This window comes from Fibrella forsythiae (assembly GCF_017353175.1).
GTDB lineage: Bacteria > Bacteroidota > Bacteroidia > Cytophagales > Spirosomataceae > Fibrella > Fibrella forsythiae.
This window is the reverse complement of record NZ_JAFMYW010000012.1, coordinates 220,182-235,435: the sequence shown is the minus strand read 5'-3', so window position 1 is coordinate 235,435 and position 15,254 is coordinate 220,182. Positions and strand designations below refer to the sequence as shown.

The 15,254-nt window shown below is 54.6% G+C and carries 11 protein-coding genes; 5 read left to right on the top strand and 6 right to left on the bottom strand.

Translation table 11 applies throughout. The annotated features are described in order from the left end of the window. Positions 1-20: 20 nt before the first annotated feature. From J2I46_RS29170 to J2I46_RS29150, 5 genes are all read right to left on the bottom strand, one after another. Entirely contained in the window at positions 21-1,079 is a 1,059-nt protein-coding gene (locus J2I46_RS29170; protein WP_207332632.1) for a cellulase family glycosylhydrolase, read from the bottom strand. 287 nt (positions 1,080-1,366) lie between these two features. Then, positions 1,367-2,830, bottom strand: a complete 1,464-nt coding sequence (locus tag J2I46_RS29165) for a RagB/SusD family nutrient uptake outer membrane protein (protein ID WP_207332631.1) — start codon at positions 2,828-2,830, stop codon at positions 1,367-1,369. Positions 2,831-2,871: 41 nt separating this feature from the next. Then, a complete protein-coding gene (locus tag J2I46_RS29160; RefSeq protein ID WP_207332630.1) occupies positions 2,872-6,354 on the bottom strand; it encodes a SusC/RagA family TonB-linked outer membrane protein in 3,483 nt (1,160 codons plus the stop codon). Positions 6,355-6,384: 30 nt separating this feature from the next. After that, a complete protein-coding gene (locus tag J2I46_RS29155; protein ID WP_207332629.1) occupies positions 6,385-7,386 on the bottom strand; it encodes a FecR family protein in 1,002 nt (333 codons plus the stop codon). Continuing rightward, on the bottom strand, positions 7,383-8,078 hold the full coding sequence (locus J2I46_RS29150; RefSeq protein ID WP_207332628.1) for an RNA polymerase sigma-70 factor: 696 nt from the start codon (positions 8,076-8,078) through the stop codon (positions 7,383-7,385). The genes J2I46_RS29155 and J2I46_RS29150 overlap by 4 nt, the downstream gene beginning before the upstream one ends. A gap of 225 nt (positions 8,079-8,303) precedes the next feature. Here J2I46_RS29150 and J2I46_RS29145 point away from each other — a divergent pair, with 225 nt between their 5' ends. After that, on the top strand, positions 8,304-9,626 hold the full coding sequence (locus J2I46_RS29145; protein ID WP_207332627.1) for a hypothetical protein: 1,323 nt from the start codon (positions 8,304-8,306) through the stop codon (positions 9,624-9,626). Between the two features lie 313 nt (positions 9,627-9,939). On the opposite strand, the gene J2I46_RS29140 is transcribed toward J2I46_RS29145, so the two are convergent. Next, a complete protein-coding gene (locus tag J2I46_RS29140; protein WP_207332626.1) occupies positions 9,940-11,022 on the bottom strand; it encodes an SDR family oxidoreductase in 1,083 nt (360 codons plus the stop codon). Between the two features lie 275 nt (positions 11,023-11,297). Here J2I46_RS29140 and J2I46_RS29135 point away from each other — a divergent pair, with 275 nt between their 5' ends. The 4 genes from J2I46_RS29135 (at position 11,298) to J2I46_RS29120 (ending at position 15,235) form a co-directional block, all read left to right on the top strand. Further along, complete coding sequence (locus J2I46_RS29135; RefSeq protein ID WP_207332625.1) at positions 11,298-12,413, top strand: family 20 glycosylhydrolase; 1,116 nt, start codon at positions 11,298-11,300, stop codon at positions 12,411-12,413. Positions 12,414-12,527: 114 nt separating this feature from the next. Beyond that, the gene (locus tag J2I46_RS29130; protein ID WP_207332624.1) at positions 12,528-13,004 is read left to right on the top strand and encodes a RidA family protein; all 477 of its coding nucleotides are present in this window, start codon (positions 12,528-12,530) and stop codon (positions 13,002-13,004) included. After that, positions 13,004-14,122 (top strand): D-TA family PLP-dependent enzyme, encoded by a 1,119-nt coding sequence (locus J2I46_RS29125; protein ID WP_207332623.1) that lies wholly within the window; start codon positions 13,004-13,006, stop codon positions 14,120-14,122. Before J2I46_RS29130 ends, J2I46_RS29125 begins: the two co-directional genes overlap by 1 nt. 42 nt (positions 14,123-14,164) lie before the next feature. Next, complete coding sequence (locus J2I46_RS29120) at positions 14,165-15,235, top strand: dipeptidase (protein WP_207332622.1); 1,071 nt, start codon at positions 14,165-14,167, stop codon at positions 15,233-15,235. The last annotated feature ends 19 nt before the right edge of the window (positions 15,236-15,254 follow it).

Here is a 15,254-nt window from a genome sequence, read left to right as displayed (position 1 = left end):
CTCGGGATGACAAAAAAAGATTACTTCTTGCCGGTTACGGCTTTGATTGTCTTGATCTCGTCGGCGCTAAACGGCGTGCCATCTGGTCGGAAGATATCGTGGAACCACAGTTCAGGCTCTTTTCCGCTTGGGATAGGCGTGTCCCAGGCGAAGATCGTGTTGGTCTTGCCCGCCACGAATCCCCAGTTGATGGCACCAATATTTTCGCGCTTCAATAACGGCATAATGGTCTGGAACAGGCTCCCGTTCCGGCGCGCCATGTACTCGGTGCAGATCAGCGGTCGACCAGTCTGTTTCAGGTCGTTGATTCGATCAGCGTGTTTATCGATGTAGCCGTATTGATGGTACGTGATCACGTCTGAGTTCTCCAGTTGAAAGGCATTCAGTTCGGTAAAGCGGGGACCCCAGTTCCACAGACCGGCGCTGATGGGCTGCGATGGGTTCACGGCGCGGGCCCAGCCAAACACGGCCTTCAACAGGGGCAGGCTTTTGCTGGTGTAGCCATTGTTGCCCGGCTCGTTATAGAGGTCCCACAGCAGAATGCGGTTGTCGTTTTTAAAGGTCGTCATCACATCTTTCACGTAGGCTTCCAGCATCGGCAGGCTGTCGGGCTTGTTCAGGATCATGGTGCCGGGGTCGCGCAACCAGCCGCTATTGTGTACGCCGGGTTTCGGGGCAGGCTGTTTACCGGGGTGATATTCGTCGTTCCAGCAATCGTCGAAGAACACCAGGATTGATTTGATGCCGTGTTTATTGGCAATCTGGAGGTACTGATCCAGATTTTTTTTGAATCCCGCTTTGTCTGATGTCCAGGCGATGTGGTGGAGGTATACGCGCATGGCGTTCATACCCAGCCCTTCGGCCCAACCCAGCTCACGATCAATCGTTTGCGGATCGAACGTGGCGGTCTGGAACATTTCGAGCTGGTTAATGGCGGTGCTGGGCTGGAAATTACTGCCACTGACCCAACCCGTCTTTTTATACCAGTCATTGGCCTTTTCAGGCGTCCATCTGGATTGGGCATTCAGGCCAGTGGCTGTGAGTAACAGGCCAATACATACGATCAGTACTTTTTTCATGAATTGATTGGTAAAGGGGTTAATTGGTTGAGTGGTTCATTGGTTGACTGGTTAGCTGGGTACGTTGTCGCTTGCTTGTGGCGAGCGACTCCTAGCTAGAGGGCCTCTGGCCCGGTGGTTCGCAGTACCAGCCATTAGCTAAAAAACCGTTTCAGTAGCCACCACCGGGCCAGAGGCCCTATCGATAAAGGTTACTCGCCATAGGCAAGCGACGACGTACCTAACTAGTTAACCAGTTAACTAATCAACCAGCCAATACTACTTACTGACAAAGCACAACTCCACCCTCAATATCCCGGATTCTGAACCATCAGTCTGTTGGCGTCTACCTCTGGCTGCGGAATCGGGAACAGGACGCGCTCTGGTTTGGCATTAGTGATGCCACGCGCCTGCGCCAGTGAGATGAACGTCCCCTGCCGAATCAGGTCTTCGCGGCGCTTGCCCTCTGAGACAAATTCCCAGCCACGTTCGCGGAAAATAGCCGTGCGGAACGCCTCTTTCGTGCCGGTGTCCGTCAAGGTCAGGTTCGGAATGCCCGCCCGGGTACGTACCTGGTTGATGAGCGCGAAAGCCTCGGTCGTTGGGCCGTTCAATTCGTTCAGCGCTTCGGCGCGGGTGAGCAGGATATCGGCGTAGCGAATCACAGGTACGTCGGTGCCGCTGTTGTTCCCCACTGTGTTGTTGTCCCAATACTTAAAGCTACGCGCATTGTCGCCGGTCGATAGATCAACGGTCTGGTTGCTGTTGTTGATGTAACTGGTCAGGATTAGCTGAAGCCGCTTGTCGGTAGGGGCAAAGGTGCTGGTGAAGGCCGTGCGGAGCCGGTATTGCGTGGCGAAATTCGACATGGTCGATTTATACACGTAGTTTGGAAACTGCGGACTACTCTTATAAGCTGGTGGCAGGGCACCCGCCTGATACCAGTTGCCGAATGGGTCTTCGGTGCGGCATTGCAACACCAGGATCATCTCGCGATTGGCCGCGCCTTCGTTCTCGACCCGGAACAGGTCGACAAAGCTCGGATTCAACGAATAGTAATTGAGATCCATCACGGCTTTGGCAGCATCGGCGGCTTTCTGCCACTGTTTCGTGTTCAGGTAAAACTTAGCCAGAATACCATTGGCAACGCCCTTGTTGAACCGGCCAAAGGCTTCTTCTTTACCCGGATCGGGCAGGTCGGCAACAGATTGCGTGATCTCCGTTTCAATGAATGTTTTCAGGTCAGCGTCTGACGCCCGGGCCAGATCACCGGCCTGTGTGGTCGAGGTTCTGAGTGGAACGGGCCCAAAGAAATTGTACAGGATCGCGTAGGCCTGCGCCCGTATCACCCGCGCTTCGGCCTTAAACAGTTTTTTGTTCGTTTCCGACGTATTCACGTTGGCGATGTTCTCGATCACACCATTGGCATCGCGGATGGCGCGGTAGTTGGGCGTCCACATATCGTCGTTGAACGTACCTATGGATGGGTCCCAGGTGAAATTCACGAGCGTGATGAGTTGCCCGTTTTCGGCCCCGCCGGTGTTGAAACCCATGTCGGTCGAGACTTCCGAATCATTGATGACGTAGCGGGAGTTCGACTGGGTTTGCTGCTGCGCGTAGGCCGAGAACAACAGCGATTTGATGCCGCTTTCGGAGGTGAGTACGTTGCTGGGCGAAAACTCCGACTTGGGCGTTACATTCAGCGCTGATTCGCACGACGAGAGGGTCACCAGCAAACAAGCGAAAGCGATATAAGATAGCGTCTTTTTCATGGTAGATACAGGTTTAGTACCCGTTGTTTTCCGCGTTGGGCTTAAAACTGAAGGTTGATACCACCCGTGAAGGTTCTGGTGAGCGGATAGGTGTTGTAGTCGATCCGCAAGATGTTGTCGCCCAGGGCGTTGGCGGCTGGGTCTGAACCGCTATACTTCGTGAATGTGTACAGGTTCTGGCCATTCACGAATACCGAAGCACCGCTGACATACTTGTTCTTAGGCATCGGAATCTTATACGATAACCGAATGGCCTGTAGGCGCAGATACGAGGCGTCTTCAACCGTTTTGTTCGTGACCTGGCGTTGCCCCTGCACGTCATTGGGCAGAAATGACGGATAATCGTTCGTCGGGTTGGTCGGCGTCCAGCGGTTCAGATACGGAACGGCGAGTTTATTGCGCCGGTAATCGACCGGGTAATACGCATCGACCAGGCTGCTGTTCAGCATCTTGGCACCTTTCGATCCTTCAAAGAAAATATCAAGTACCAGGCCCTTGAACGCCACGCTCGAATTGAAACCGTAGTAGAAATCGGGCAGCGATTTGCCGAGGATGACCCGGTCGCTGGCGTTGATGATGTTGTTGCCGTCCAGGTCGCGGTATTTCAGATCGCCGGGACGTACCCCCGTTTGGGCCTTACCGAAGTCGTCGCCCGTTTGCCACACGCCATCCACAATGTAGCCGTAAAACGAACCGATCGATTCGCCCGTTTTCAGGATGCTGACCTGACCGATACTGCCTGGTCCGTTCCCAATCGACTGCGCTACGTTCCCCAGACTCAACACCTGATTTTTAAGGGTCGTAATGTTGAATCCGGCGTCGACTTTCACAGCCTTGTTGCTCGTGATCGCGCCTTTCAACGCAAACTCGAAACCGGTGTTGCGCATGCTGCCCACGTTCTCGGTACGGCTGCCAAACCCCGTGCTCGACGGCTGCGGAATGTCGTACAGCAAATTCGACGTTTTGCGGTTGTAGTAGTCAATGCTACCCGTCAGGCGCGAGTTGAAGAAGCCGAAATCGAGGCCGATGTCTGCCTGAACAGCCGATTCCCATTGCAGGTCGGGGTTGGCGCTGCGGGTGGGTTGCAATGAACTCACTTTGTTCTCGTTGAAGACCGCGTTTCGGCCAGCCGAATAGGTCGAGAAGTAGAGGTAGTTGGTCGTTGGCTGGTTGCCCGTCACGCCGTAGCTGGCCCGGAATTTAAGGTCGCTCAGTGTGTTGTTGTCTTTCAGGAAATCTTCGTCGTGAATACGCCAGGCTACCGCAGCCGACGGAAAATAACCGAACCGTTTGTTCGGGCCAAACCGGGCCGATCCGTCTGCCCGAATTGAGCCGGTCAGCAGGTATTTACCTTTGTAGCCGTAGTTTACCCGGCCCAGAAAGGAGACGAGGATGTTTTCCTGACGGCCACTGCCCACACCGTTCAGCGTGTTGTCGCCGGTACCCAGGGCATCGAACGTGAGATCAGGCAGGGCAAATGAACGTGAGTTGGCGATCAGTACGCTCGATGTATAACGTTCGTAGGTAGTACCGGCTACGGCCGAAATCCGGTGGTCGCCGATCGTCTTGTTGAAATTCAATGTGCCTTCCGTCAGGTAATAGCCCCGTTTCCCATCGCGCACGTCGGCAAAACCATTGTACGACAGGCCGGTCAGCGTGCTGGGGTCAATCCAGAAGAAGCGCTGGTTGTCGTTCAGGTCAACGCCCACCCGAACCTTGGCCGACAGCGATGGTATCAGGAAATATTCGGCGTAAATATTCCCAAACGTGCGGTACGTATCGCCGAGGCCGTATTGGCCGTTGATCACAGCCAGCGGGTTATCCATTGGTGCCATCAGCGGCGAGCGGTAGTATGACCCATCGGCGTTATACGGTGGGGCGGTGGGGTCGTAGTTCTGGGCCATGTACAGCGCGCTGGCGTTGTCGTTCAGGCCCAGACCCGTCGCGTTGTAATTGTCGCGGGTGTAGGACGTGGTCAGGCTAATGCCGACATTGTATTTCTGGGCAACACCATTCTCCAGATTCACGCGGGCGTTGTACCGGCGCGTTCCCGAGCTAAGCATGATCCCCTGCTGATCGAAGTACCCGACCGAGATGTAATATTTTGTATTACCGCCCGATCCGCTGAACGACAGGTCATGCGATTGAATGGGTGCGCTTCTGAGCAGCAGGCTCTGCCAGTCGGTGTTGGCGTTGGTACCCGTTACTTTAGGTGTACTCAGTTTTCCCAGATCAATGATGGAGTTGATGACGTTGGTGTACTCGTCGCCGGTCATAAAGCGCTGCGTGTTCGAGACTTTCTGAACGCCATACGTGCCGTTGTATTCCACGTGCAGCTTGCCATCTTTGCCCCGTTTTGTCGTGATCAGCACCACGCCATTGGCACCGCGTGACCCGTAAATAGCCGTGGCCGACGCGTCTTTTAAAATTTCAATCGACTCAATGTCAGACGGATTAAGGCTATTGAGGGGTGTTCGGTTATTGGGGTTGCTGGTAGTGCCGCCCGCGCTGGCCGACCCGATCGCTGCCGCATCGTTGACGGGTAGCCCGTCGACCACGTACAGCGGGTCGTTATTACCCGTAATCGAGGTGACACCCCGGATCTGCACGCTCATGGTAGCGCCGGGCTCTCCGCTTTTCTGGTAGATCTGTACCCCGGGCGAGCGACCAATCAGCGTTTGCTGCAGGTTGATGTTGGTGCCACGGGTCAAGTCCTGTGCTTTGAGCGACGTCACTGATCCGGTCAGATCACTCTTCCGAACGGTGCCGTAACCGACCACCACCACTTCATTCAACGCCTGACTATCCTCTTTCAGCACGATATTCACTTCTGACCGGTTTCCCACCGTCGCCTCTTGGGCCAGATAACCCACATAGGAAAACACCAGCACCTGACCGGCCGATGGTTCGGGGACACTCACCTGATAGCGACCGTTGGCGTCGGTGGCGGTGCCCCGGTTGGTACCCTTCACCACCACACTGACACCGGGCAGTGGCTCGTTATTATCGGCCGCCCGAACCACGCCGCTGATCGAGATGTCTTCGGGTGCCGACGCCATCACCGTGGTTACCGGTGCAGCCGATACATTGTTGACCTGATTGTTTTCCGAAACGGCCTGTACGCTCGGGGGCGCAACAACCGCCCTTGATTCGCTGGGAACGGGTATTGCTTTGCGCGACAGAATCACCCACGTACCTGTCTTTACCTGTTTGTAACGCAGGTTGAACGGTTTCAATAACCGGCTCAGTGAATTCTCCAGGGTCTTGCTCTCACTCAGCAAGTCGGCGGCAACGGTCAGGTTGGCAACGGTTTTATCTTCAAACAGAATATCGGTCTGGTACCGGGTCTTCAGATCGTTCAAGACATCCACCAGGCGGTAAGTAACGTTGGCAGGGGCAAGGCCGGTTGAGCGGGGCTGTTGCCGGGCCATGGCGAGCGTCTGACTACTGGCAGGTTGCGGGCCGCTGAGTAACGCACAAACGAGCAGAACCGGCAGCGCTGTAGGCGTAAAATGTGAACACATATGTCTAGATAAATAAGGGTAGTAAAGTCACTATTCGAAAAAAGTAACGGTGTTGTCCTTCTGCCGGTAGTTGATTTCCAGCAGTTCAGCCACTACCTGCAGAAACTCATCGGCATCATCGGCCTGAAACGAGCCAGTGACGCGCCGCTCGCCCAGGGCCTGATCTTTTAGCACAACCTGGAGGTTGTACGTGTCGCGGAGGAGGTTGGCGATCTCGTGAACGGGCGTACTGTTGAAGACGAACCGATGGTCGCGCCAGGCCGTGCTGATGGCGGGCTGAGTCGTGTGGCTTTCCGTAAGCTGCCCAACCGGATCCACGCTGACGGCATCGCCAGGCTTCAACCGCAACTGACGAACAGGTGCCGACGGGCTGGAATAATTCAGCTGAATGGCCCCTTTGCTCAGCACTACTTTGGTACCGCCAGGCCGGTCCGATACGTCGAACTCCGTTCCTAACACGATAACCTCTACGCCACGATTGGTATGCACCGTAAAGCGCTGATGCGTCGGCGTGTGTTTGATGGAGAAAGCCGCTTCGCCCGTTAGCCAGACGGTTCGTGTTTTATCGCCAAACCCAAATCGGGGCAATCGAAGCGCTGAGTGTGCATTGAGCGTCACCTGTGACCCGTCGGGGAGGGTTAGCTGCCGGGTTTCGCCAAAAGCGGTTTCTTCCGTCCGGTATAACAGGCTTTGTCGGCCCGCGTACAAACCCGCGGTTAGGCACAGCACAGCAGAAGCGGCTGCCAGCCAGCGCCAGCGAACGCGAAGGGGACGTACCTGGGGTTCCTCTGCCAACGTACCTGCCCGTTGCTGCTGCTCCCAGGCGTCTATCCGATTCATGAGCGTCGATAGCCCCTTGTCATCGTCGGCGGCGTATTGCAGGTTATGCCGCTCCCACTCGTCGAGCCAGACCATGTATTGAATCTGGTTAGCTGGCTGCTTCAACCAGTCGGCGATGGAGGTTCGTTGTAAGGCTGTTGACCGGCCCGCGAAGTGCTCGAACAGCATGTCTTTGGTGATGAGCTGGTTCATTCGGCAACAGACGTTTGGCCGATGCACGCAGCCATCGGTGAGGTGGATGGTTGGGTAAAGCAGGTGAGCCAGAAAAAGAGCCCCATCTGGAGCACCTGACGTAGTTTGGCCAGGGCACGGCTCAGGTGCGCTTCAATCGTTTTGGGCGAAATCTTAAGCTCGTCGGCAATTTCAAGGTGCTTCTTCCCCTCGAACCGGCTCATGACAAATACGCGTTGACACTGCGGAGGCAGCGTCCGTACGGTGTCTTCGATGCGCTGATACAATTCGGTATACTGGAGCAATTGCTCTGGATCGAGTGAACCCACCGGATCGGTCCTGTCCAGTTCAGCCTGCGACGGGGAGGCCTCCTGCTGAAATTCCTGCCGCAGGTACGTATACGCCCGGTTGCGAACAGCTGCGTACAGGTAGGCCTGATACGATGTGGTAATGTGCTGGTGCGCCTGGTTTTTCCAGAAGCTCAGAAATACCTCGCTAACGAGGTCTTCGGCCACGTCGCGTGAGTGCACAAAGCGCACTGCCTGGCTACATAACGGGCGGTAATACCGGCGGAACAGCAGTTCGCAGCCGCGCCGGGCATCTTCGGCAAACGCTTGCCGGATCAGGTAGTCGGTGTCGAGTACAACCGGATCGCCATTGGGCTGTCGGAAAGGACTGGACGTTATAGAGGTGTTGAGTATATGTTCGGCCATTAGCGGGAGAAGCTAAACGGGTCATGTATAGTAGTAAGTCCTTACAAGCCGTTCTATCCCTTAGTCAATTCCCAGATTTTTTTTTGTTATTCTGATATTTTAGGTGAAAGGGTGCCATAGTGTAAAGTAATCGCCGTTTCATCGAGTAGGCATTGCAGCTTTGCCCTGTAATGCCGGAGCGGTGCGCCGCCCGGCCCCGGCATTACAGGGTACAAATACAACGTTATGAAGAAATATCAACTGGCAGTACTCCCGTTTGTCCTTAGTTGGCTAGGTACGTTCCCTACGTGCTTTGGCTCTTCAACCATCCCCGCCGACAGTAGCCGCAACCGCGTGAACGTGGCCGTGATGACCAACGTACCCATTCGAAACGTGGCCGAACTGAACCGGTTTCTCACGTCGCCGCAAACCAACAAACGGGCGCTGCTGTCGGGTACGTACAACGTCGGTGCCAGTGGTTTACAACGAACCGGAGCCTGGAACAATGTGCTGGTAACGGCTCCGACAGGCGCAACGATCCTGACGTCGGGCAGCACGGCGTTGCTGTTTCAGGGGCCACAGGCCATGAACCGCGTGAAGCTGGATAACCTGACGTTTCGCTCCACATCAACCGGTGGGGGATACCCGATGCTGTTTTCCAATGACCTGGTGTCGTTTCACGGCTGGGAAATTGCCCGGTGTACTTTCATCGGAACCGGCACTGGCAATTACAATGCGTTTGGCATCATTCAATACAGCACGGTCAGTAAATCCGGCGGGTCGTCTTCCGACCTATACATTCACGATTGTTCGTTTCTCAATATTCCCCGGATGGGTATGGAAATCCTGTCGCAGGGGTACGATAAAGTCCGGTTGGCCAATCTGACCATCGTGCGTAATCGCTTCGAGAATAAAGCGGCGAACAGCGGCGAAAAATACCGGATGGCGACTAGTCTGTCTGGCCTGATCACGAACGTGTACCACGCCCGCAACCGGTCTGTCAATGCAAAGGACATCGCCTACGAGTTTGTGAATGTCAAGAACGCGCTCGCCGACAACAACACAGCCATAGCCTCGCTGGAAACGGCCGTGGGATACTCGATTACTGATGACGGTCATAACTCAACGGAGCGAATTACGGTCAGGGGTGGCAATTTCAACATGACCAGTCGGCCGTTTCAGGTATACGGGGCCAGAGACGTTCATTTCATTGGCGGAACGTACCTGGGCCACCGGGGCATAGATATCAATTGCCAGAATAGTACGTTTGATGGGCTCAATATCACTGTACACTCCACGACCGTTGAAAGTAGCTGGCAGTTTAGCGCTGCCTGTTCGGGTAATACGCTGGCTAACTCCGTCATCAGTTCGTTTGGGGCGGTGAAGGCAGGTTATCATCCGGCCTTCGAGTCGGTGGTGCTTCGCTCAGGTACGTCCAATAACAAAATCAGCCGCGTAACAACCCGACTGGGCAGGAAAGCTGACGGTGTTCACTACACCGATGGCTCTGTTCAAAACCAGGGAGAGTCGACCAATACGGTACAGGGCGTAGTCGTGAAGCTGGAATAAGAGCATTCTCTGCCCTGATTGATTATCGAGCAATCTCATAGGTATTTAACAGCGTAGCGTCGGTAGAACGTGACGATGCATTTCTATCCTCAGCGTGCCGTAGGTACGCCACATAACCCGGCTACGTATCTATGGCATGCTGACAATGTGGGTACATCATCGTTTCTACCGACGCAGCGCTGTATAGCCCTGACGAGGCCAAAAGATTCATTCAATTTAGGGAATCAATACAAGAACATGGCTTGATTTACTGGTAAAATTCAACCAGAAACTGCTCAACTAGCTGAATGGTTGATAATGATTACCAGCCTGTTCACGATTCGATCCGGGCAGGAATCACCCGATCGGCGCGTAGTTGGTCAAATAAATCGAAAAATGACTCGTCGGTGCGCTGATAAACCGTAAAGCCCAGCTTTCGACTTTTCGACATATCGGTCATTACTTCAATGGGGCGTCCCAGATCAAGGTCAGTATGCCAGGCCGACGCCACGACGTTCAGTCTTGGTTCAATCAACTGATACTGGCTGGCAATCTCCTGCCAAAGCGGGCCATCGTTGGCAATTTCCTCTTCCAGCGGGTGAATCGTGCCGTCAAAACCAACTGCGTCGAGACCGAAGGCGTTGGCTAGTTGCTGCCATAACCAGTTCCACCGAAAAACATCGCCGTTGACCACGTTGAACGCTTCATTGTGAGCAGCCTCGGTGGTGGCGGCCCAAACCAGGTGTTTGGCCAGCACACGAGCATCGGTTACGTCAGAGAGTCCGTTCCACTGCGCTTCTGAACCCGGCCAGCGGAAAGGACGTCCGGTTTGCTGGCATAGGGTTGCGTACACGGCCAGCGTAGTGCCCATGTTCATCATGTTTCCCACCGCTTTCCCGATGACGGTATGCGGGCGATGAACACTCCAGGTGAAGCCATCCCGGGCGGCGGCAGCATACACCTCATCTTCCTGAGCGTAATAAAAATTCTCGATGTCCAGACGGGGGTGCTCTTCCCGGACGGGCGTTTGGGGCAGAAAACCTTCCTTAGCATAAGCATCGAACGGCCCTAAGTAATGCTTCAAACCCGTAACCAGCGCCACATGCTGTACCGACTGCTTAGGGCTTAACGCGTCGAGCAGATTACGGACCATGCTGCCATTTACCCGGATATTCTCAGCCTCGGTTTCGTTCCGCATCCAACTTGTGAAGAATACATGCGTAGGTGCTATATCAGCAAGCGCTAGCCGGAGGCTCTCTGGATTCAGCAGGTCGGCGGAAATAGGGTGTAAATCGGTAATGTTGTGATTTGGGTTGCGGGCCAATCCGTAGGTTTTCCAGCCCTGACTGATCAATTCGTGGGCAAGGTTACTGCCGGTGATACCACTGGCACCAACAACCAAAGCAATGTTAGGCATACGTGTTCGTAACGTTGAGTGTACTTTATTGACGGTCGTACCGTCACTCAGTCAACGCTCCGTAGCTGGATAAGTTTCTATTGGGAACTAGTCTTACATGCGGGTACGAGGTGTGAAGCGATCTTGTGTAAGTCGAATGTCACGTTAATCAACGCGTAGAGAGTAGCCACGCAAAAAAGCCAGACGATTTGTGCAACTAGCGAGATAATAATCAATAGGGTCAGTAGAGAGGTCAGGGTTAACTTATTTATAGAATCAACAAACGTTCATTTAGTATGACCCTAATCAGGTACGTTCTCTTTGTGTTCCTTTCATGTTTTCTGGGAAGTCATTCTCATGCGCAGGTCCGGATTGATAGCCTGTTTCCGGTTCGGGGGTTCTGCATTGCGGCCCCCCAGCCTAGACAGCTCGACGCGTTCATCAAATTCATTGATGAAGAACTGGCACCCCGGCAGGTGAATACGCTGATTCTGCGGATCGATTACGGGTACCAATTTGATTCGCACCCTGAACTGCGCGATAGCGTGGCGCTCTCGAAGCGGGAGGTGAAACGGCTGGTGAAAACCTGTCAAAAACACAACATCCGTATCATCCCGCAAATCAACTTGCTGGGGCATCAGTCCTGGGCCAGCAAGATCTCTAACCTGTTGAAGGTGTATCCTCAGTTCGATGAAACGCCGCAGGTGCAACTACCCTCGACCTACGTTTGGCCCAATGCCGATGGGCTGTATTGCAAAAGTTACTGCCCGCTTCACCCGGACGTTCATGGTGTGGTGTTTGCGCTGATGGATGAAATCTGCGACGTGTTCGAAACAGACGCTTTTCATGCTGGCATGGACGAAGTTTTTTACATCGGCCACGACAAATGTCCCCGCTGTTCGGGTCGCGACAAGGCTGACCTGTTTGCGGGGGAAGTGAACGAGATCCGAAATCACCTGGCACTGAAAAACCGCAAACTGTGGATCTGGGGCGACCGGCTCATTGACGGAAAGACGACTGGAATCGGCATGTGGGAAGGGAGCTTCAACAACACCTATCGGGCCATTGACCTGATTGCCAAGGACGTGATGATTTGCGATTGGCACTACGAACGCCCTGATCAGACGGCCGTTTATTTCGCCACTAAGGGCCTGAGCGTGATTACCTGTCCCTGGCGGAAACCGAATTTTGCCGTTACCCAAACGCAGGACATGCTCAGGTTCAGAAACTCGGTAACGCCGGTGATGAAAGAGCGATTTCAGGGTATGATGCAAACCGTATGGTCGGGTGCTGGCCCATTCCTTGATGAATTTTATGGCGTGAAAGTAAATCCTGAAGCGGGTAATGATACCGCGACAAACTGCTTTAAAGCCATGTTTAGCGAGCTGAAGAAGCTAAGCGAATCAAACTGATAATCAACTCTGTTAGGTAAACGCCTGATCAGGTACGTTCGCACGTGTATGTGTTGTTGATCTGATCGGTGTTTTATTTGCCTATCGTTTCATGTAAACTAAGACCCTACAATTTTGCAAACTGCTGCTACTACGGCCGACGACGCTTTCGCCAAAACCGGCCTCTCTCTTCCGCCTGCTCCCAAGCCATTGGGAGTTTATAAGCCCTGTCTGATTGATGGAAAGTACCTGTACGTGTCTGGCCACGGCCCGGTTCAGGACGATAAAAGCCTGATCATCGGGCGTGTCGGTGCCGACATGGATATGGAGCAGGGGAAACTGGCTGCCCGGCAGGTAGGCCTGACAATTCTGGCAACGATCAAAGAAAACCTGGGTAGCCTCGACCGGGTGAAGCGGGTCATTAAAGTGCTTGGTATGGTCAATTGCACGGCCGATTTCGAGCGGCACCCCTACGTCATCAACGGTTGCAGCGAACTCTTTGCCGCCGTGTGGGGCAACGAAAACGGAATTGGTGTTCGGTCAGCCGTCGGTTTTGGGTCGCTGCCCGATAATATCCCGGTTGAAATAGAGGCCCTGTTCGAGCTAGCCTGATGACAGAGCAAACCCCCTGGTACCAGATTACCGACATCGCTCAGCTCGATAGTCCGGCGCTGGTTGTATTTCCCGATCGGGTCAGGCAAAATATCGACTACCTGATTGGCGCGATCGATGATGCGAGCCGGTTGCGGCCACACGTAAAGACGCACAAAACGCGCGAAGCCACCCAGATGATGCTGGCGGCTGGTATTCAGAAGTTTAAGTGCGCCACCATTGCCGAAGCCGAGATGCTGGCAATGGTGGGTGCTCCCGATGTACTACTGGCTTATCAACCCGTTGGTACCAAACAACACCGGTTCCTTGAGTTGATTGCTACCTATCCAGCCACACTATTTGCCTGTCTGGTCGACAACCTGACCACGGCACAACAACTGTCGGAAGGGGCCGTAGGGGCAGGGGTCGTTGTACCGGTTTATATCGACCTTAATGTGGGTATGAACCGTACAGGTACGTTTCCCGACAACCAGATTCCGGCTCTTTATGAAGCGCTCAGCCAACTGCCGGGCGTAAAACCGGTGGGACTCCATGCCTATGACGGGCACATTCGCCACCCTGATCTGGCCGAGCGCACAGTAGCCTGCGATGCCGCTTTTGCGCCGGTGAAACAACTGGCCGACACGCTGGCCGCAATGGGTTTCGATAAGCCCATTATTGTAGCCGGTGGCAGTCCCACGTTTCCGATTCATGCGCGCCGGGCAGATGTGGAATGTAGTCCGGGTACGTTCATTTACTGGGATTATGGCTACGGGACTATTTTGTCGGAACAGCCATTTCTACACGGAGCGTTGGTTATAACGCGGGTTATTTCATTGCCCGACGACACGAAGCTTTGCCTTGATTTAGGGCATAAGTCAATCGCGGCCGAATCGGAATTAGGCCAGCGGGTCAGGTTCCTGAATGCGCCCGAGTTACGGCCCGTTGGCCAAAGCGAAGAACATCTGGTCGTTGAGGCCGGGGCGGGGCACAGCTATAAGGTGGGCGATGTGCTGTATGGGCTGCCTAATCACATCTGTCCAACCTGCGCCTTATACGAACGGGCGTTTACTATCGAAAGTGGGCTGGTATCCGGCGAGTGGCGAGCCATTGCCCGCGACCGATTTATTCACCATTAACAGCAGGCCGAATGGGCATACACCCCAAGCCGGTTATAGTTTATGTTTACAATTGACGCGCATCTCGACCTGAGTATGAACGCGCTGGAATGGAATCGTGATTTGCGCCAGCCAGCGGGTTACCTGCGGGAGCGGGAGAAAGGCATGACCGATAAGCCCGACCGGGGGAAAGCAACCGTGTCGTTGCCCGACCTGCGCCGGGGCAACATCGGGTTGGTCGTTGCCACGCAGATCGGTCGCTATGTAGCCCCCGATAATCCGTTGCCGGGCTGGCACTCGCCAGAGCAGGCCTGGGCGCAAACGCAGGGGCAACGCATCTGGTACCAGATGATGGAAGAAGCGGGCGAAATGGTGCAGATTCGGGATCTGGCCGGGCTGGATAAACACCTCGCGCGCTGGCATGACGGCTCGCCAAACGACCACAAACCAGTTGGGTATATCCTAAGTCTGGAAGGAGCCGACTCGATCGTGACCCCCGCCTTTGTGGAACGGGCGTATCACGACGGCCTCCGGGCTATCGGGCCCGCTCACTATGGTCCCGGCCGTTACGCGCAGGGTACCGATGCCACCGGCTTTATGGGCGCGGCTGGGCACGAGTTACTGCACGAAATGGAACGGTTCAATATCATCCTCGACGCCACCCACCTCTGCGACGATAGTTTCTGGGAAGCGCTCGACCACTTTAACGGTCCGGTATGGGCCAGCCACAACAACTGCCGTGCGCTGGTAAACCACAACCGACAATACAGTGATGAGCAGATTAGGGCGCTTATTGCCCGCGACGCCGTGATTGGTGGTGCGCTGGATGCCTGGATGATGGTGCCGGGCTGGGTACGTGGTCAGTCAACTCCCAAAAGCACCAATTGCAATCTGGCCGTGATGATTGATCACCTCGACCATATCTGTCAGCTGGCCGGGAATGCGCGCCATGTAGGTATCGGCTCTGATCTGGATGGCGCTTTCGGGAAAGAACAATGTCCCTACGATCTGGAGACCATTGCCGATCTCCAAAAAATCCCCGATTTACTTCGGCAGCGCGGCTATACGGAAGTTGATGTAGCGGGCATCATGCACGGCAACTGGTTGCGGTTTTTGCGTAAAGCCTGGGCATAACGGGTAGGTACGTACCTAG